16 protein-coding genes are annotated in these 19491 nt (G+C 71.4%); 5 read left to right on the plus strand and 11 right to left on the minus strand.

Features of this window, described 5'->3' with window-relative positions:
• The first annotated feature begins 319 nt into the window (after positions 1–319).
• Positions 320–601 carry a hypothetical protein gene (locus DLJ59_RS23875; RefSeq protein ID WP_124774843.1) on the plus strand — a complete coding sequence of 94 codons (282 nt, stop codon included), beginning with the start codon at positions 320–322 and terminating at the stop codon, positions 599–601.
• Positions 602–683: 82 nt separating this feature from the next.
• On the opposite strand, the gene murQ is transcribed toward DLJ59_RS23875, so the two are convergent.
• Entirely contained in the window at positions 684–1577 is an 894-nt protein-coding gene (gene murQ / locus DLJ59_RS23880; RefSeq protein ID WP_124774844.1) for an N-acetylmuramic acid 6-phosphate etherase, read from the minus strand.
• A 261-nt stretch (positions 1578–1838) separates the two neighbouring features.
• On the opposite strand from murQ, the gene DLJ59_RS23885 reads away from it, so the two are divergent.
• From DLJ59_RS23885 to DLJ59_RS23895, 3 genes are read left to right on the plus strand one after another with little or no spacing between them, the layout of a single operon-like run.
• Positions 1839–3398, plus strand: coding sequence for a sodium:solute symporter (locus DLJ59_RS23885; RefSeq protein WP_124774845.1), 1560 nt, complete (start codon positions 1839–1841; stop codon positions 3396–3398).
• Positions 3399–3412: 14 nt separating this feature from the next.
• Positions 3413–4597 (plus strand): anhydro-N-acetylmuramic acid kinase, encoded by a 1185-nt coding sequence (locus DLJ59_RS23890; RefSeq protein WP_124774846.1) that lies wholly within the window; start codon positions 3413–3415, stop codon positions 4595–4597.
• Between the two features lie 23 nt (positions 4598–4620).
• Positions 4621–7506: an FAD-binding and (Fe-S)-binding domain-containing protein gene (locus tag DLJ59_RS23895; protein ID WP_124774847.1), complete on the plus strand. Its 2886-nt coding sequence runs from the start codon at positions 4621–4623 to the stop codon at positions 7504–7506.
• Positions 7507–7630: 124 nt separating this feature from the next.
• Here the strand turns inward: DLJ59_RS23895 and DLJ59_RS23900 are convergent, their stop codons facing one another.
• From DLJ59_RS23900 to DLJ59_RS23910, 3 genes are all read right to left on the minus strand, one after another.
• Positions 7631–8857 (minus strand): RNA-guided endonuclease InsQ/TnpB family protein, encoded by a 1227-nt coding sequence (locus DLJ59_RS23900; RefSeq protein WP_244236191.1) that lies wholly within the window; start codon positions 8855–8857, stop codon positions 7631–7633.
• 138 nt (positions 8858–8995) lie between these two features.
• Positions 8996–11023: a hypothetical protein gene (locus tag DLJ59_RS23905; RefSeq protein ID WP_124774848.1), complete on the minus strand. Its 2028-nt coding sequence runs from the start codon at positions 11021–11023 to the stop codon at positions 8996–8998.
• A gap of 81 nt (positions 11024–11104) precedes the next feature.
• Positions 11105–12349, minus strand: a complete 1245-nt coding sequence (locus tag DLJ59_RS23910; protein WP_124774849.1) for an MFS transporter — start codon at positions 12347–12349, stop codon at positions 11105–11107.
• A gap of 45 nt (positions 12350–12394) precedes the next feature.
• Between DLJ59_RS23910 and DLJ59_RS23915 the strand changes: the two genes are divergently transcribed.
• Positions 12395–12940: a CGNR zinc finger domain-containing protein gene (locus DLJ59_RS23915; RefSeq protein ID WP_124774850.1), complete on the plus strand. Its 546-nt coding sequence runs from the start codon at positions 12395–12397 to the stop codon at positions 12938–12940.
• Positions 12941–13028: 88 nt separating this feature from the next.
• Here DLJ59_RS23915 and DLJ59_RS23920 read toward each other — a convergent pair whose 3' ends face one another.
• The 7 genes from DLJ59_RS23920 to DLJ59_RS23950 form a co-directional block, all read right to left on the minus strand.
• Positions 13029–13217, minus strand: coding sequence for a hypothetical protein (locus tag DLJ59_RS23920; protein ID WP_124774851.1), 189 nt, complete (start codon positions 13215–13217; stop codon positions 13029–13031).
• A gap of 91 nt (positions 13218–13308) precedes the next feature.
• Positions 13309–13950, minus strand: a complete 642-nt coding sequence (locus DLJ59_RS23925) for a GNAT family N-acetyltransferase (RefSeq protein ID WP_124774852.1) — start codon at positions 13948–13950, stop codon at positions 13309–13311.
• Between the two features lie 172 nt (positions 13951–14122).
• Positions 14123–14977: an ABC transporter ATP-binding protein gene (locus DLJ59_RS23930; protein WP_244236192.1), complete on the minus strand. Its 855-nt coding sequence runs from the start codon at positions 14975–14977 to the stop codon at positions 14123–14125.
• Positions 14974–15963 carry a FecCD family ABC transporter permease gene (locus DLJ59_RS23935; RefSeq protein WP_244236193.1) on the minus strand — a complete coding sequence of 330 codons (990 nt, stop codon included), beginning with the start codon at positions 15961–15963 and terminating at the stop codon, positions 14974–14976. The genes DLJ59_RS23930 and DLJ59_RS23935 overlap by 4 nt, the downstream gene beginning before the upstream one ends.
• A 110-nt stretch (positions 15964–16073) precedes the next feature.
• Positions 16074–16862: a class I SAM-dependent methyltransferase gene (locus tag DLJ59_RS23940; protein ID WP_124774854.1), complete on the minus strand. Its 789-nt coding sequence runs from the start codon at positions 16860–16862 to the stop codon at positions 16074–16076.
• Positions 16859–17767 carry an ABC transporter substrate-binding protein gene (locus DLJ59_RS23945; protein ID WP_208648812.1) on the minus strand — a complete coding sequence of 303 codons (909 nt, stop codon included), beginning with the start codon at positions 17765–17767 and terminating at the stop codon, positions 16859–16861. The genes DLJ59_RS23940 and DLJ59_RS23945 overlap by 4 nt, the downstream gene beginning before the upstream one ends.
• A gap of 307 nt (positions 17768–18074) precedes the next feature.
• Positions 18075–19304: a cellulose-binding domain-containing protein gene (locus DLJ59_RS23950; protein WP_124774855.1), complete on the minus strand. Its 1230-nt coding sequence runs from the start codon at positions 19302–19304 to the stop codon at positions 18075–18077.
• Between the last annotated feature and the right edge of the window lie 187 nt (positions 19305–19491).

A 19491-nucleotide genomic window follows, 5' to 3' on the forward strand; every position in this document is an offset into this window, starting at 1 on the left:
GGGTTTACGCTGTGGCACGCGGCCACCGCCAGATATAACGTTATGTCCACAACAGACAGACGATCATGCGGTGGCCGCACCTCGTCCACCAGCCCCAACAGCTACATCTCAAACGGCGGCTGTCGTACTAGCACCAGCGGCGCCGATCCGCCCACGTCAACAGCCGAAGCTCCGCTGCCCGCCCCGCCGCTGTGCCCAGGGCTCACCATCAGCGTCGTCGACCTGCGCGCCACCAGCCGACCGGTGGAGCGCGGCCCTCCCCCGCCCCGACAACTCCTGATCACCCACTCACGTCCACGACGTTGATCAGGAGAGGTTCATGGAAATCGCCGTTATCTGGATCCCCGCCGACATCGAGCCGTCGGAGCCCGCCGTCGAGAGGTGTCTCAGCCACCTTCGCCGACACTCCTACCGATTCGCGGGAACCATGCGGGCACCGTGGGAGACCGTCGAACAGAGCATGATCGACGGGGAGGTGGATGTCGTCGTCGTCGCCGACCTCGCCCACCTACCACCGGATCGGTCCCCCCGGATCGAGCTGGCTACCACCGGCGACGACACGGACGGGGAGCACCCGGCTCCCGACACAGAGTTCAACTGACACCACGAAGCGCCCCGTCCTCCATGGACGGGGCGCTTCGTCGATCTGGTCGGCCCCGGCGGCCGAAGGCTGCCCTGGTGTGTCAGGCTGCGACGGCCGCCCGGACGTCGTCGTCGGCGGCGCGCAGCCGGGCTGCTGCCTCCTCGGCGGTGCAGTTCGCCAGCAGCAGCACGATGGCGGTCTTGGCGTGCCCGTGCGCCGCCGCGAGGGCCCGCGCGGCCGTATCGAGGTCGGTGTCGGCGGCTTCGGCGACGATCCGACGTGCCCGGTCGACGAGCTTCTCGTTGGTGGCGTTCATGTCCACCATCAGGTTGCCGTAGACCTTGCCGAGCCGGGCCATCGCGGCCGTGGAGAGCATGTTGCAGACCAGCTTCTCGGCGGTGCCGGCCTTGAGCCGGGTGGAGCCGGTGAGCACCTCGGGGCCGGTGGGCACCTCGATGGCGACGTCGGCGTGCCGGCTGGTCACCGCGCCCCGGTTGCAGGCCACGGAGACGGTCGCCGCGCCGCGCGCACGGGCGTGATCCAACCCGCCGACCACGTACGGGGTACGACCGCTGGCGGCGAGCCCGACCACCGTGTCGCGGGCGGTCAGGCCGATCGCGTCGAGGTCGGCGACGGCGCGGTTCGGGTCGTCCTCGGCGCCCTCGACGGCGACGCCGAAGGCTCGTGCCCCGCCGGCGAGCAGTCCGACGACCCGGTCCGGCGTGGTACCGAAGGTGGGTGGGATCTCGACGGCGTCGAGCATCCCGATCCGGCCGCTGGTGCCCGCGCCGAGGTAGATCAGCCGGCCGCCCTGGCGAAGCGACGCCACGATGACGTCGACGGCGGCGGCGATGTCCGGCACGGCCCGGCGGACGGCCGCGGCGACCGTCTGGTCCTCGTCGTTCATCGCGAGAAGCAACTCGGTAGGAGACATCCGGTCGAGGTCGCTGGTCTTGTCGTTGCGGGTCTCGGTGCCGAGGGTGCTGAGGTCCACGGGGTGCTCGTTCCTCTCGCTGGTGTTCAGTCACCGGCCGGCGGGGCGCGGATCTGCGGTTGCCCGACGGCCCGGGTCGGCTCGTCGTCGAGCGCGTCCTCGCGACCCGCCGCCGCGGCCAGGCCGAGGCGCAGCCGCGAACAGTCCCCGTATCAGCAGGCTGAAACCACAGCGTAACCAGCCCGGACGGGCGCTGGCAAAAAGTTTCGCGTTACCCTGGTCCAACGTCACTTATTGACAATCGCTGGTTGGGAGCGAGCCGTGCGTCAACTCGACCTCGTCGTGATCGTGCTGTACCTCGTGGTGATCGCGTTCGTCGGACTACGCCTGTCCGGTAAACAGAAGTCCGCCAAGGACTACTTCGTGGGCGAGGGTCGACTGCCCTGGTGGACCGTCTCGTTCTCCGTGGTCGCCACCGAGACCAGCGTCCTGACCGTGATCAGTGTTCCCGGCGGCGCCTACAGCGGTCAGGGCTTCGGCAACGTCGAGCTGGCCCTGGGCTACGTCATCGGCCGGGTCGTCGTGGCCGCGGTGCTGATCCCGCTCTACAAGCGGGGTGGGTTCGTCAGCGCCTACCAGTACCTCGGTGAGCGGTTTGGCCTGAAACTTCAGGGTCTGGCCTCGGTCACGTTCGTCTTCACCCGCCTGCTCGCCGAGGGCGTACGGCTGTTCGCCTCGGCCATCCCCATCAAGCTGCTCCTCGACGAGTTCGGGCTGAACGTCGGCTACCAGGCCATCATCATCGTGCTCACACTCATCACGGTGATCTACACCTACCTCGGTGGCATCAAGGCGGTCATCTGGACCGACGCCATCCAGATGGGGCTGTACCTGGGCGGGGCGATCCTGGCCATCGCGGTCCTCAGCCACGCCGTCGGCTTCGACGGCTACTCGCAGGCCCTCGACGCCGGCAAGTTCCAGCTCTTCGACACCAACTTCACGCTCGCCCACGTGCTCACCAGCCCGTTCGCCCTGCCGACCGCGATCATCGGTGGCGCGATCTTCGCGATGGCCAGCCACGGGTCCGACCAGTTGATCGTCCAGCGCATCCTGTCCACCCGCACGCTGCGCGAGGGGCAGCAGGCGATGATCTCCTCGGGCATCTTCGTGGTGATCCAGTTCGCCGCGTTCTCCCTGGTCGGCGCGCTGCTGTGGTCGTACAACAAGGGTCAGACCTTCAAGGAACTCGGCCTGGACAGCAGCGACAACCTCTACCCGAGCTTCATCCTGCACGCCCTGCCGGTGGGCATTTCGGGTCTGCTGGTGGCCGGCATCCTCGGCGCCGCGATGGGTTCGCTCTCCTCCGCGCTGAACTCGATGTCGAACTCCACAGTCGCCGACTTCATCCACAGCTTCTTCCGGAAGGTCCCGTCGGACGACGTGATGCTCCGGCTCGCCCGGGTGATGACCCTGATCTGGGCGGTGCTGATGGCGATCTTCGCCTGCGCGTTCAGCTCCAGCACCGGAAACGTCTACCTGACCGGTTTGACCATCGCCGGTTACACGTACGGGGCCCTGCTCGGAGCCTTCCTGCTCGGCCGCCTGGTCAAGCGGGCCAACCAGGTCGACGCGGTGATCGCCTTCCTCGTCACCGTGGCGGTGATGACCTACATCGTCCGCTACGTCAAGATCGATGTGACGACGGCCGGGACCACCACCGCCACCGCCATCGCCGCGCAGTGGCTGGTCCCGATCGGCGTCCTGATCACCCTGGTCGTCGGCGCGGTGTCGAGCCGGTTCCACCCGGCCCCGGAGACGCCGTACGACCATGGACGCACCGACGAGGTCGACGACGCGCCAGCGCCCGCCGGCCGGGCGTGAAGAAGGAGGACGTGATGCGTGTGATCGGCCTGATGTCCGGAACCTCCTACGACGGCATCGAAGCCGCCGCGGCCGAACTCGACCTGAGCGGCGACACAGTGCGGATGCGACAGCTGGGCCGGCTCAGCCACCCGTACTCCGACCAGCTACGCACCCAGATCGCCGCCGCACTGCCGCCCGCACCGACCACCACCGAGGCGATCTGCGTGCTGGACACCGGGATCGGCCAGGCCTTCGCCGAGGCCGGCGTGCGGGCCCTCGCCGAGCTGTGCGACGGCCACGCCGACCTGGTCGTCTCGCACGGCCAGACCATGCACCACTGGGTCGAGGCTGGCACGGTGCGGGGCACCCTCCAGCTGGGTCAGCCGGCCTGGATCGCGGAGGCAACCGGCCTTCCGGTCGTGGCCGACCTGCGCAGCCGCGACGTCGCCGCCGGCGGCCAGGGCGCCCCCCTGGTCGCCCTCTTCGACGCACTGCTGCTGGGCGGCCTGCCCGGCGTCCCGGCCGCGCTGAACCTCGGCGGCATCGCCAACATCACCGTCGTCGCGCCCGACGCGGACCCGCTCGCCTTCGACACCGGGCCGGCCAACGCGCTTCTCGACGCCGCCGCGCGGCACTTCAGCGGTGGCACCGAGGAGTACGACCGGGACGGACGCGGGGCGGCCGCCGGGCAGGTGAACCCGGGCCTGCTGCGGCGGCTGCTCGACGAGCCGTACTACCGGCTGCCCGGCCCGAAGACCACCGGCAAAGAGCTCTTCCACATGCCCTACCTGCTCGCCGCCCTCGCCGACGCGCCCACGCCGGATCCGCAGGACGTGTTGGCCACGCTCACCCGGCTGACGGCGGTCACGGTGGCCGAGGCCTGCCGCGAGCACGGCGTCACCCGACTCGTCGTCTCCGGCGGCGGTGCGCACAATCCGACGCTGATGCGGATGATCGCCGACGAGCTGCCCGGCGTCGACCTGTCGTCCAGCGACGACCTGGGCGTCGCGTCGGACGCCAAGGAGGCACTGGCCTTCGCGCTGCTGGGCTACCTGACCGTGCACGGGCTGCCCGGCAGCCTGCGCTCGGGCACCGGCGCGCGGCACGCCTCCGTGCTCGGCACCATCACCCCCGGCCGGCAGCCGTTGCGGTTGCCGACCCCGGTCGGCACCGCCCCCCGCCGACTGCTGATCGCCGCGTCTCCGGTGGCCAACTGACCACCCTCCCGGGAGGATCGCCCATGAGCACCGCCGTACCCGCGCCAACCTCGTCCGGCGTCCGCGCCCGCGAGGTCGCCGAGCTGCTGCGCTCGCGCCTCGGCGATCCGAGCCGGGCCAGCGCCGAGCTGCCCCGGAGGCTCGCGGCGGCACACGACGCCTCGCCGTACCTGTTCGAACCGCAGGCCGTGGTCCGCGCCGCCTCGGCGGCCGAGGTCGGGGCGCTGATGGCCGGCGCCCGGGAGGCCGGCGTGCCGCTGACCCTGCGCGGCGGCGGCACCAGCCTCGCCGGGCAGGCCGGCGGCGCAGGCGTGCTGGTCGACGTCCGCACCGACTGGCGGCACGCCGAGGTCCTCGACGACGGCCGCCGCATCAGGCTCCAGCCGGGCCTGACGATCCGGCAGGCCAACGCCCGACTGGCCCGCTACCGACGTCGGCTCGGCCCGGACCCGGCCAGCGAGGCCGCCTGCACTGTCGGTGGCATGGTGGCCAACAATTCCAGTGGCATGACCTGCGGCACCACCGACAACGCGTACCGCACCATGGAGTCGCTGCGCTTCGTGCTCCCGTCCGGCACCGTCGTCGACTCCGGCGCCCGCGACGCCGACGACCGGCTGCGCGCCGACGAGCCCGAACTGCACGCCGGGCTGCTGCGGCTGCGCGACCGGGTGCGCTCGGCGCCGCAGTCCCGCGCCACCATCGAGCGGCTGTTCGCCATGAAGAACACCATGGGGTACGGGCTGAACTCGCTGCTCGACCACAGCAGCCCGGTCGAGATGCTCGCCCACCTGATGATCGGCAGCGAGGGCACGGTCGGCTTCGTCGCCGAGGCCGTCTTCCGTACCGTCGAGATCCACGACCACGCCGCCACCGGCCTGCTGATCCTGCCCGGTCTCACCGACGCCACCGACGCGTTGCCGGCCCTGCTCGCCGCCGGCGCCCGTACCGCCGAACTGCTCGACGCGGCCGCGCTGCGGGTCAGCCAGCGCGACCCGGGGGCGAGCCCGGCCCTGCGCGGGCTGACCGTCGCCGGCCACGCCGCCCTGCTGGTGGAGTTCACCGAGGAGAGCGCGGAGCGGCTGGCCGCCACACTGGCCGACGCCCGACCCGTGCTCGACCGGCTGCCGACCGTCACCGGCACCGAACTGACCCGCGACCCGCGCGAACGGGCCAACCTCTGGCACCTGCGCAAGGGCCTCTACACCGCCGTCGCCGGCGCTCGCCCGCCCGGCACCACGGCCCTGCTGGAGGACGTCGCGGTGCCGATGCCGCGCCTGACCGGCACCTGCGACGGGCTGATCCGCCTGTTCGACAGGCACGGTTACCCGGACGCGGTGATCTTCGGACACGCCCGCGACGGCAACCTGCACTTCATGCTGACCCAGTCCTTCGACACCCCGGCCGAGATCGACCGCTACGCCCGGTTCACCGACGACATGGTCGACCTGGTGCTGGCCGAAGGGGGCACCCTCAAGGCCGAGCACGGCACCGGCCGAGCCATGGCGCCCTTCGTCCGCCGACAGTACGGCGACGAACTGTACGACGTGATGCGCGAGCTGAAGCGGTTGTGCGACCCGAGTGGCCTGCTCAACCCCGGTGTGCTGCTCAACGACGACCCGACAGTGCACCTGCGGCAGCTCAAGGCCGTCCCGACGGTCGACCCGGAGCTGGACGCCTGCGTCGAGTGCGGCTACTGCGAGCCGGTCTGCCCCACCGCCGACGTCACCACCACCCCCCGGCAGCGCATCGTCCTGCAGCGGCAGATCGCCCTCGCCACCGCCGCCGGCGACGAGGAACGCCGCCGGGAACTGACCGCCGACTACGCGTACGCCGCGGTGGACAGTTGCGCCGCGGACAGCCTCTGCGTCACCGCCTGCCCGGTCGGCATCGACACCGGGGCGGCGATGAAGCGGTTGCGCGCCGAGCGGCACACCCCTCGCGCCCAGCGCACCGCCCGCACCGCCGCACGGCACTGGCAGGCGGCCGTCGCTTGCGTCCGGGCGGGACTGACCGCCGCGCACGCCGTGCCGGCGCCGGTGACCCGCGCCGCCACCGGGGTGATCCGTGGGCTCGGTGCCACCGAACTCGTGCCGCGGTGGAGCGACGACATGCCGCGCGCCGGCGCGCCCCGACCCGCACCCCGCAGCGCGCCGGACGCCCAGGCGGTGTTCTTCGCGGCCTGCGTGGGCAGCCTCTTCGCGTCGGAGGACGGGCCGTCAGGCGGAACGGCTGCGGCGTTCCTGCGTCTCTGCGAACTGGCGCGGGTGCCGCTCGTCGTCCCGACCGGCACGGCCGGCCTGTGCTGCGGAACCCCGTGGCAGTCCAAGGGCTACCCCGCCGGTCACCGCGAGATGGCCGAGCGGACCCTGGCCGCGCTGTGGGCGGCCAGCGACGAGGGTCGCCTGCCCGTCGTCTGCGACGCGTCGTCCTGCACGCACGGGCTGACCCAGCTGACCGCCGCGCTGGCCGAGGAGGACCGGGCACGGTACGCCGCGCTGCGCTTCGTCGACAGCGTGACCTTCACCGCCGAGCAGCTCCTGCCGGCGCTGCCGCAGCCCCGGCGACTGGGCTCACTGGCCCTGCACCCGACCTGCTCCACAGTGCACCTGGACGGCCTCGACGATCTGCGCGCGGTGGCCCAGGCCGTCGCCGACACCGTCACCGTGCCGGACAGCTGGGGGTGCTGCGCCTTCGCCGGTGACCGGGGGCTGCTGCATCCCGAGGTCACGGCAGGCGCCACCGCAACGCAGGCCGCCGAGATCAATCAGCGCGAACACAACGCGTACGCCTCCTGCAACCGCACCTGTGAGATGGGCATGAGCCGGGCCACCGGCCAGCCGTACCGGCATGTGCTCGAGGTTCTCGTCGAGGCGATCGAACCGCCGGCCCAGCCGGTGCCGTATCCATGAGCGCGCCGCCCGCCGCAGAGCTGCGGCGGGCGGCGCGGGTGAGTCGGTGAAGTCCGAGACCGATCGTTGCCGCTGTTGTAGTATTGACGTCCTCTACGCCCTGAAGGGCGAAGATTCCGGTCTGCTATACCCCTGAAGGGGCAAGCTCCCGGTGAGTTACCGCTTCCCTGCGCGGTGCCGGCACGGATGCCGGTCTTATCTGCGCTCCACGGCCGTTGAGGTCCGCCCGTCCGGCGGCCCTGATGTTCCTGGCGGCGTTCACGTCCCGGTCGTGGTCACTGCCACACGGGCAGACCCACGTACGAACATTGAGCGTCATCTTGTCGGTGACGCGGCCGCAGTCCGAGCACATCCGGGTGGACGGGAAGAACCTGTCCACCCGAGCGAAGGTGCGCCCGTACCGGACAGCCTTGTACTCCAGCATGGCCGTGAACTGCGCCCACCCGGCGTCGTGCACCGACTTTGCCAGCCTCGTGCGGCCAAGCCCGCTCACGCACAGGTCCTCGACGTACACCGCTTGGTTGTCGCGGATGATCGCCGTGGACAGCTTGTGCTGCCAGTCCCGCCGGGTGTCGGCCACCCGCGCATGGGCGCGGGCAACCTTCACCACGGCCTTCTTACGCCGGTTGCTGCCCTTAGTCTTGCGGGACAGGTCCTGCTGCAACCGCTTCAGCTTGCGTGCCGCGCGACGCAGGAACTTCGGCGCGGTAACCTTCGTGCCGTCGGACATGACCGCGAAGTGCGTCAGGCCCAGGTCGATACCGATCTCGCAGTCCGTCTCCAGCAGCGGTGCGTCGGTGATCTGCACGACAAACGACGCGAAGTACCGACCCGCCCCGTCCCGGATCACCGTCACCGACGTCGGCATGGCGGGCAGCGTCCGCGACCAGCGCACCTGCACGTCGCCGATCTTCGGCAGCCTGAGCCGTCCGTTGTCCAGCACCTTGAACCGGGCGTTGGCCGTAAACCGGATGGCCTGCCGGTTGTCCTTGCGGGACCGAAACCGAGGCGCAGCCACCGTGCGGCCCTTACGCTTGCCGGAAATTGAGGTAAAGAAGTTGCGGTACGCGGTGTTCAGGTCCGCGAGGGCCTGCTGCAACACCACCGACGACACCTCACCCAGCCACGCACGCTCCGGGGTGAGCTTGGCCGCCGTGACCTGTCGGGACAGCTCGGCGTCCGTCACATATGGCAGGCCAGCCTCCCGCGCCTGCTGACGTGCGCGCAGCCCATCGTTGAACACCACCCGCGCACACCCGAACGCCCGCGCCAACGCTTCCTGCTGGCCCGAGGTCGGGTAGACGCGGAAGTTGAACCGAAGCAGCACCACCACAGTCTGCCATTGGTTCATGGCCGATCCGGGAGACATTCCGGGGCACGCTCGGGCCTTGGCGACCCTCCGCGCGGGCTTTCACCACCGCTTGAAGGGCGGCGCACTAGCCTGCATTTCGGTAGCGTGCCCCGGCCCGCCGGGATGGCGGGCCCGGTGTCACGGGCAGGGTGTCCGCCCGCAGACGTCGACGACCTTTCCGGTGAGCAGGAAGACGACCTTCTGTTTCTGGGCCCCGGCCTGGGCGCGGGGGAACTCGTGCGGGTCGTCGCCGAACTCGGGCCCGGCCGGGGCGAGGTTGGTCGGCGGTGGCGCGTGGGCCGCGCCGCTGTTCCAGATCACCATCGCCGAGCCGGTGTACGGGTAGCGACGGATCGGCGGGATGCCCCAGTACGGTCGCACGTCCAGTGACCAGCCGTCGGCGAGCGCGGGGGTGTGCAGGCGCGCGCCGATAGTGCGCGCCTGCACCTCCGCTGCGGCGGGCGAGACCTGCTGGTCGCCGAAGGCCACGTGCATCAGCACCTGGTGCGCCGGGGTGCGCGGTAGTGGCCGGTCGGTCATGTGCTGGGCGTACCCGTTGGCCTCTGCCCGGTCCCACAACATCTGCAGCAGCGCGAGGATCAACTGCTGGTCGGCCTTGTCCGGGTAGGAGCCGTCCAGCACGCTCTGGAACGGTGCGAAGTCCACGCTGCGTTGCAACAGTGTGGAGTAGTTCATCGCGGGTACGCCGAGCACCGATCGGGTCCAGTCCTGGGCGATGGCGGTGAGCGCGCCTCCGTTGATGCCGCCCTGGCTGTTGCCGTCGTAGTACAGCCCGCCACGCCGATCGATCAGTGGTTGTGCGGTGGCGTCCCGGAACGCCGGGTGGGCGGCGAATCCGTCCGGGTGGATCATCGCGCGGCCCAGGAAGAGGAAGTTCAGAAAGCTCTGCTGCAACCGGTCGGCCACCGCGGGGAAGGCACTGAGGTCGGTGAAGGCACCGGCCACATAGGGGACGTCGGCGGCGGCCATGCCGGTCCAGCTGGTCGCGCAGAAGGTGAAGTTGTGGGTATTCGACATCGTCTTGACGTTGCCCGCGTTGATCTCGGTCGGGCGGCCGAGCAGTCCGTGGCCGTAGAGCGAGAGGTGCGCCGGTCTCGCGGCCGAGGCACTGCGCGGGATGTTGCAGACGAAGTCCGCCGCCACCGTCGCACCGGACGGCGTGGGCAGGGCGTTCGGCGTGGACCGCGTCCCGGCTCCGCCGGCCGGCCCGTAGTGCAGCCGCGAGCCGGGCCCGCCGTCGCCGGTCAGATACGACGGCACACCGATGGTGCCGGTTACCTGCCGGGCGATCAGCGGATCCTGCTCCGGCGGATAGTCGGTGACCTGGGTGACGGTGATCGACGGCGCGGCCCGGCCGAGGTCGGCGAACGCGTCGTCCCGGACCGCCACCATCCGGCCGGTCAGCCCGTGCCGGCTGGCCACCGTGAAGTCCCAGGCCAGGTAGAGGCTGTGCCGCTGGACGCCGGCCCGGGTCAGATCGGTGAGGACCCGCCTCAGCTGCGGCACCCGGGCGTCGTGCCGTTTGAGGCCGGCACCGGTCACGTACGCGGTGAACGTCTTTGGCGCCCGGATCGACCCTCCGTTGCGGTCGCGCAGGCCGCGCAGCCCGACGACGTAGCGGGTGCCCTCGGTCAGCGCCACCGCCGGCCGAATGATCAGCAGCTGCCGGTCGGGTTGGCCGGCGGCGTGTGCGTCCAGCTCGGCCCAGTACGGCGTGCGCTCACCGGTGCGGGTGTTGAGCAGCACGATCGGCGCGTCCGGCGCCAGCGAGCGGCCGATGTCGGTGACCGGCGCGATCCCGCTCGCCGTGGCGTCGAGCCCGGGTACGCGCACCAGGATCGGCGAGCCGGGACTGAACCCGTCCTGCCGGTTCCACTCCGTCGGGTCGATCGGGGTCCCCTGCACGTTCGCGGGCATGGCGGCGGCCGCGAACCGTACCCGTTTGCCGGTGGGGCTGCTCCGATCCGGCACCGTGAAGTAGTCGTTCGGGAACGGCAGCAGACAGGCGGTCGGGTCGATCGGATCGCAGGACGGGTGCCCGACCGGCGCGGTCGGCGGTGCCGCGGGGGCGGCGGTGCCGAGCAGGACGGCGCCTGCTGTCACCAGCACGGACACGGCGAGACGGAGCCCTCTGGAGGTGGTCACACGCATCTCCTTCGATGCTGGACGGCGGATCGATGCTGGGGCTGACGGTGGTGGTGTTCTTCCTACGCTTGTGAAAGAAGCTCAGCAAGCATCGACGCGTCCGCCCGCACCCGAGCACGGGCGCCGTCGCAACAGCAGGCCGCCTGCGATTCCCGCGACGATCGGGAAGGCGGCGACCAGCAGCAGTTGAGCGCTCGCCGACAGTGGGGCGGCGAGGCCCAGGAGCCCGGCGCCGATGGCCGAGGCCGCCACCTTCAGCCCGGCGCCGATGGTGAAGACCTGGGTACGGATCGCCTCGGCGGCCAGTTGATTCCGGGCCAGGAACAGCGCCGCCGCGAACGGCCCGGTGCAGAGGCCCGACAGCGCGAACAGCGCTACGGCCAGTGCCAGGGAGTGCACCGCGGCGGCCAGCGTGAGCGGTACGCCGACCGCGGCCATGGCCCAGACCGTCACCCGGGGCGCGAGGGACGCCGGCAGCGGCCGCCATGCCCAGAGCAGCGATCCCACGAACGCGCCACCGGCGGTCACGCTGAGGAGCAGCCCGGCTCGGGTGGGTTCGTGTGCGGCGGCAGCGAGGGTGGTGGCGACGACGGCCAGACCGCCGAGGCCCAGTTGGCCGAAGCTGGTGGTGAGGGTGATCGTTCGCAGGGCCGGGACCCGGGCGATCGCGCGGGCACCCTCGAACAGGCCGGCCGCTCGTTTCCGCTCCGCCGTGGCGGAGGCGACCAGGCGCAGGGATGCGACGCCGAGGGCGCCGAGCACGGCGGCCACCGCAAGCGCGAGGATGCCGGTGCCCGGATTGGCGGCCGCCGCCACCAGCCCCACCGTCGCCGGCCCGAGCATGCCGGCGACGCTGTAGGACAACGAGTCCAGCGCGAAGGCGCGTGCCTCCTGCCCCGGGCCGGCCAGTGCGGCCAGTCGGCTGGTCAGTCCACCGGTCAGCGCGGGCCCGCAGCACCCCGCCATCGCGAGGACGAGGCAGGTCTGCCACAGCGGCGCGTGACCGAGCAGGGCGACCGGGGCGGCGAGGGCTGCGGCGAAGACGGCGATCGCGCCGGCCAGCACTGCTGCCGGCCGTCGCGACCGGTCGACCAGCGCACCGACCAGGGGCGCGGCCACGACGTGTGGGAGGAGCAGGGTCGCGACCAACGTTCCGCCGACGGCGGCGCTGTCGGTCCGGTCCAGCGCGAGGATCACCAGCGCGACACGTGCGCCTTCGTCGGCGGTACGCGCCAGCAGCGCCGCGGCCAGGTAGTGGGTCAGCCGAGCGCCATCCCGGCGGGTACCGGGATACGCGTACGTCACCTGTTCAACCGGTGATGCCATCGCATCACTCTTGCATCGGATCACGTCACCGGTCAATATGGTGACGTGACGTTCGAGTTCATCGCCGATCGGCCGGTACTGGACTTCCTCCCCACGCTCGCCGAGCGCGGCCACGCCGATGTCGAGCAGCTGACCGCCCCGAGAGATGTCGCCGACTGGGCCGTCCAGGCCGGCATCGTCGAGCGACCGCCCGCTGTGGACGACGCCGGGCTGAGCCACGCCAAAGGGCTCCGAGAGGCGATGTTCCGCCTGGTCCAAGCACTGATCAACGACACCGAGCCGATCCGGGCAGACCGTGAGCTGGTCAATGCGGCCGCGGCGGAGCCGCTACCCGCGCTGCGACTTGAGGCCGACGGGGTGCACCGCGACGGCGACCTGGCCGCCGTCCTGGCCGTTCTGGCGCGCGACTGCCTGGAGTTGCACGCCAGCGACGACCGTCTGGCCCTCCGCTGGTGCGCCGACGAGCACTGCACCCGAGCGTTCGTCGACCGGTCGCGTGGCGCGCGGCGGCGCTGGTGCGGCATGCGCGGCTGTGGAGACCGCGCCAAGGCGGCCGCGTACCGCCAGCGACGGCGCACCCCGGCCCCGTGAGGACCACAGACTCACGGTCGGCGGCCGACAGCCCGATCGTGCTCAGGCTACCGGCCACCGACCGCACCAACGATCACTCACGGAAAGGTCACGCGGTGATCACCGGCCAGGCGTAGGCGAGCAGGGCGCAGGCGGCACCCAGAAGCGCGAGCGAGACACCCCTCGTGGGCAGCGGCAGGGCGGCGAGCACGATCAGGATGACGGCGATGACGTAGAGAAATGCCTGGGCCGACATGGTGTTCTCCTCGATCAGGGGTGGTGGGCGGCTGCCCTTCATCCGCCGAGATGCCCCCGGGCGTGATCGCGGAAACGTCCCGCCGATCACGGTTCGGCCCACAGTGGTACGACCGGCTCGTCCGGCACAGCGACTACGTCTGGCGGAGAAGCGCCTCAGCGCCCACCGGCCGAAACCCTGCCGCCTGGAAGGCGCGCACGCTGCGCGCGTTCCCGGCCGCCTGCTGGGCCCAGACCGGTTGGCCGTCGGACACCAGATGTCGGGCGGCCGTCGCCAACGCCCGCCCCAGGCCCCGGTGGCGACGCTCGTCGTCGACCTCTATCGCCGCCTCCCAACGGCCGGCCACCCCTCGGCCGAGAACGAGCACCCCACCCTCGGCGGCCCAGACGCGGACGTCGTCACGGCGCCGACGGGCCCTGACCTCGCGGGGATGATCGCCGCCCGCAAGCTCGACCAGCCGCAGTGGCGGCGGCCCGGCAAGGCAACTCGCGACGGTCAGCAGGTCGATCGTGTCCATGGACCGCCGGGTGCGGTCGAGCAGCGCGACCAGAAAACGCGGATTCATCGTGGCCGCCAGCGAGTCACAGTCGAGAGTGGCAAGCGTACGACGAACCCACTCGGGGTCCTCGTCAGTGAACACCACCGAGTGTCCGGTGAAGGCGATGACTCCGGCGTCGCGGCGGCTCGGTTGCGACACCACTGTCGTTCCGCCGTCGGGTGGCGGGAAGTGCCCGTGCGCCGCCGCGTCCAGGATGTCGGCCAGCGTGCGGTCCATGGTCGACCTCTCCTCGGTCTTGGACCGCGCGGCAACCGAGAGCAGACGCGGTCAGGCGCCTCCCGCCCGCAACCGCCGCGCGGACCAAACAGTGTCCAGACATCCTCCCCCGTGAGGTGCGGGGCCGTGTGCCGCGGTGTTCCGGCCCGCGCGTCGGCAGCTCCGTCGGCGCCTACGTCGCGCGGCCGCGGTACCAGATCCGGGGCCGGCCGTCAGCGGCGATGTCCACGTCCGTGCGCACGTGGTAGACCTGCTCGATCCGGCTCGTGGTGAGAACCTCGACGGGCGTACCCGCCGTCACCACCCGGCCGCCGTCCAGAAGCACCAGGCGGTCGCAGTACTGCGCGGCCAGGTTGAGATCGTGAAGGGTCACCACGACGGTGCTGGCCGACCCGGCCAGGAACCGCAGCAACTCCAGTTGATGCCGAATGTCCAGGTGGTTGGTCGGCTCGTCGAGGAGCAGCAGATCCGGTTCCTGCACCAGAGCACGGGCCAGGTCCACCCGCTGCCGCTCACCACCGGAGAGGCTGGACCAGCGCCGCTGCTCGAACCCGGCCAGGCCGGCTTCGGCGAGCGCGCGCCGCGCCAGGTCCAGATCGGCGGCGCCGACCCCGGCAAGACGTGGCCGGTACGGAGTCCGGCCCAGCAGAACCACCTCCAATGCCGACATCTCCACATCGGTGGCCACCTGTTGGGTTACCACCGCGATCCGCCGAGCCAGCGCACGCCGGGGTATCGCGTCCAACGCGACGTCGTCGAGCAGCACCCGCCCGGAATTGGGCCGCGCCAGCCCGGCCAGTAGCCGCAGCAGGCTCGACTTGCCGGAGCCGTTCGGGCCGAGCAGCCCCACCGTGGCGCCCGGTTCGGCGGTGAGCGCCACCCCGGCCAGGATCCGTACGCCAGCCACGCCCCACCCGACGCCGTCCGCGTGCAGCCACGCCGGCACCGTCTCCGCCGGGTACGGATCACCGCCGGTCGCCCGACCACTGCCGCCCATTTCCCGGCGGGCGGTGTCCGACCCGATCACGGTGTGCCCGTCCGCCGTCGCATGACCAGTGCGAACACCGGCACTCCGAGTAGCGCGGTGAGCACACCTACCGGCAGTTCCTGTGGCGAAAAAACGGTACGCGCCACGGTGTCCGCCCAGGTCAGGAAGATCGCGCCGATCACCGCGCAGGTGGGTAGCAACGTACGGTGCCGGGAGCCGAACAGGAACCGTACGGCGTGTGGCACGGTCAACCCGACGAAACCGATGGCACCGCTCGCCGCGACCAGCGCGGCTGCCATCAGGGCGGTGACGGTGAACAGCAGCAGCCGGGTGCGACCGGGAGAGAAGCCGAGCGAGCGAGCGGTGTCGGTGCCGAACGCGAACACGTCCAGCGCGGTCGCGCTGGCCCAGCAGACCAGCAGGCCGACGCCGACAACCACGGCGCTCAGCGCCACCGACGGCCAGGAGGCGGCCGTCAGCGAACCCAGCAGCCAGAACGTCACGCTACGGGTGTCCTGGGTGTGCGCGTCGGAGATCACGATCAAGCTGGTCACCGCACTGAAGAGCTGCGAGACGGCTACCCCGGCGAGAACGATCCGGGTCGGCTCGCCGGCCCGCCGGCCGGCCAGTAGCAGCACCGCGCCGAACGCGGCCATACTGCCGACAAACGCGCCGGTGGTCAGGTCGACCGGGCCCGCGCCGATCTGAACTCCGAGTACCAGCACCGCCACCGCGCCGGTGGAGGCGCCGGAGGAGACACCGAGCAGGAACGGGTCGGCCAGCGGATTACGCGTGAGCGCCTGTAGCACCGCCCCACACACCGCCAGACCGGCACCGACCAACGCGGCCAACAGCACCCGGGGCAGTCGGAGATCCCACACGATGCTGTCCGGCAGCGCCGGTAACGGGTGTACCGGCACGCCCACGTGGCTGGCCACCGCGCGTAGAACGCTGTCGACCGGCAGATCGGCCGAGCCCACGCTGACCGCCGCCGCGATGCTGACCAGCAGCAGGAGCAGGGCCAACGGCAGGAGGTACCGGCCGCTTCTCGAGATGCGGGCAGGGGGTGACGAGTCCCATGGCGTCGGCGCGGGCAGGCCGCTCGCCGAGACGAGGGATCGTGCGGCTCGCAGGTTCATCGGCGGGCGAACACCACGTAGTCGTCGAGGTACTGCCAGACCGTGCCGACCTCGGCGAAGCCGGCGGTGCGCAGGGCAGCCAGGTGGAATTCCAGTGACGCCGGGGCTGGCGGCGGCCGGTCGGCGAATCGCCGATCCCGCTCGGCGGCCAGCCCGGCCAGTTCCGGGTGCCGGGCGGCCTCGGCGTACCAGGCGGAGTAGGTGAGCGTTCCGACAGCGAATGCCTCCTGCTGTACCTGCGCGTCGTGCCGGCCGGCGATGTCGCGCAGGGCGGGCGCCGATTCGCCGTAGCGGAAGTGGTCGGCATTGAGCAGCAGGCCACCGACGGGCAGCAGCCGCGCCACGGTGCTGTATACCCGCAGCAGTTGCTCCGGCGAGAGCCAGTGCAGTGCCGTCGAGGTGAGCACGGCGTCGACTCGCCGTCCGGTGAGCGCCTGCTCCCAGCCGTCGGCCACCAGGTCGACGTCGTGGACCTCCACCCGGCCGGTGTACCGGTCCAGGGCACGCCGTGCGACCTGCAGCAGGATCGGGTCGTAGTCGACCGCGACGGTGGTGGCGCGGGGGAACTGGGCCAGGATCCGGTCGCTGATCGCACCGGGGCCGCAGGCCAGATCCAGGATGGCTGGGTCGTCCGGGCAGTGCAGCCGCAGCACCTCGGCCATCGCGTCGAACCGCAGGTCGCGGTGGGCCACGTAGGCGGACTGCTGGTCGTTCCAGAGTTCGAGCAGGCGCCGGGCGGCCGACTGACCCAGCGCGGCGACATCGGTGCCGGCCGGCGGGGTCATCGGGCGGTCCCGTGCAGGTTGGCGCCAACCAGTTCCGCCGCCTGGACGCTGCGGATCGACGGGTCCATCGACGAGCCGGGCACGGTCACGATCCGTCCGGCGACCACCGCGTCCAGCTTCGACGTCACCGGGTTGCGGCGCAGGTAGTCGATCTTCGACTGGGCGCTGTCGCCGTCGCCGCCCCTGCTCAGATCGGCCAGCACGATGACATCCGGGTTGCGCTTGGCGATCTCCCCCCAGTTGCCGGCGGGCCACTTCTGGCTGGCATCGGTGAACGTGTTGCGGACGCCCAGCAGCGAACTGATCGCGTCCGGAACCCCGCCGTGCCCGGCCACGTACGGGGTGCTCGTTCCGGAGTAGTACCAGAGGAGCGACGGGCCGGCGCTCGGCGTGGCCATCGGTGCCGCACCTCGGGCGGCGTCCAACCGACTCTGCTGGTCGTGGATCAGCTTGTCGGCCCGTTCCGGGACGCCGAAGACGCTGGCGATGTCGCGGATCTCATCGAAGATCCCGTCGAAGGTGACCGTCCGGGTCGCGTCCGCCGGCTTCTCGCAGGCGAACTCGGAGAGGTACGCGGGCACGCCGAGCGTGGCCAGGTCAGCGCGGGGGCCCGCAGCGTCCGGAGCGTACGCCGAGGTGTAGGTCGAGTAGACGAAGTCGGGGTTCGCTGCCCGGACCGCCTCCCGCGAGGGGTAGAGCTTGGCCAGTACCGGCACCTTCTCGTACGCGGGGCGCAGGTCGGGCAGCACCGGGTCGGTCTGGTAGCTGGTGCCCGCCATCCGATCGGCGAGACCGAGGCTGAGCATGATCTCGGTGGCGTTCTGTTCCAGTGCGATCGCTCGTTGGGGTGGCGCGGTGACGTTGACAGACACCCCGCAGTTGGTCAGGTGGACCGGGGCGGTCAAGCGGTCTGGCGTGGCTGGCGTGGCGGCTCCACCGTCGGAGCATCCCGCGGCGGCCAGCACCATGCACAGGCCCGCCTTAACGAAAATGGTTTTCATGAGCGGGAACATATCAACAGCGCCTCGGCGGCGTTGCGGGCGGGGGGCGATGCGGCAACTCGCGCCGACGCCGCGCCGTGTTCCGGTGCGCAGCCCGGCCAGGTCGACGCCCACGAAGTCGAGGGTGTGACCCAGGTTCCAGGTCACACCCTCGACACATTCATCAACGTTGCGGGCGCCACTGACGACCGCCGTCCACGACCTCGACGGGTCAGCAGCCGATCCGGCTGGACCCCACCGCGACGTCGTCGTACCAGAGGGTGTCGGCTCCGCCGCCGTAGCTCTCCCAGCCCAGCTTCAGGTCGGTGAGCTGCGGTCGCCAGGTGCGGTTGTACCACTGGCCGTCGATGTCGTGCGTCGGCGCGCCGTCCGCGGTCAGCCCGGTGACTGCGGTGCCGTCCACCCAGGTACGCAACTGACCGGCCGCACCGTCCACCATGAACTCCACGCAGGCCCACCGGTTGGTGGGTAGCGGCAGGCTCTGCGCCACCCCGGCCGGGCTCTGCTCGGGCAGGGTCGCGTCGTCGGAGGCGCGGTTCCATTGCAGGGCGCCGTTCTGGCCACCCAACCGCAGGTCCTTGTTGCCGTCGGCCGCATCGGCCATCGCCATCATCGTGGTGTGTTCGGTGGGCTGGGCGGTGGTGTGCCGGACCCAGATCCGGCCGTACCGGACGTTGCCCACGCTGCTGAGGTTCTTCGTTGACCTGATGAAGACGTGGTTGCAGTAACCGGCGGCGCCGTTGATCCGGACCGACCGGCCGCCACTGTGCGAGGTGGTCGTGTCGATGGCGGCGGTACCAGCGCCGGAACAGTCCGGGCTCACCACGGCCCAGTCACCGGACGGCGTCGACCCGGCCTGGCCCTCGAAGCCGTCGCAGAGCACCGCGCCGGCACACCCGACCGGAGGTTCGGTGGTGGGCGGCGGCGTGGTCGGCGGAGGTGTCGTCGGAGGCGGCGTGGTCGGCGGGGGCGTCGTGGGCGGCGGGGTGGTCGGCGGAGGCGTGGTCGGCGGGGTGGTGGCGCCGTTGCACGGTACGCCGTTCAGGCTGAACCCGGTCGGCGCTCCCGCACTGGAGCCGTACGTGCCCTGCAACCCGAACTCCGTGGAGCCGCCGGCCGGGATGCTGCCGTTGTACGACATGCTGCGGGCGGTCACCGTCGATCCTGACTGGCTGACCGTGGCGTTCCAGCCGCTCGTGACCCGCTCGTCCCCGGCGTACGTCCAGGTGACGGTCCAACTGGAGACGGCCGCGTCCCCCGGGGAGACCTTGATGTTGGCGGTGAATCCCCCGGGCCACTGGTTGGGCGTGTAGTCGACCTGGCAGCCCTGGGCGGCCACGGCCGGGCCGGTGAGCAGGGCCGCTCCGGCGGTGGTCGCGGCGGCGGCCAGCGCGGCGACGACCACCAGGGTCGCGGCGGGGCGGGCACGGAAAATCGTCATGGAAGGTCCTTCTGGATCGAGCTGGGTGGAGGCGGCGTGACGGCGCGTCCTTCGACGGACGCGACGCGACAACGCGCCCTGGATGCGGCGCGGCGGTGCGCCACAGCGACCGGTCGTGCGTACGACCGAAGTGCCCGGCTCGGGGTGGACCTGTCAGTCGCCGACGGCCCGGTCTCCCGGACCCCGG

The sequence above is a fragment of the Micromonospora inaquosa genome, from assembly GCF_003857055.1.
Lineage (GTDB): Bacteria > Actinomycetota > Actinomycetes > Mycobacteriales > Micromonosporaceae > Micromonospora > Micromonospora inaquosa.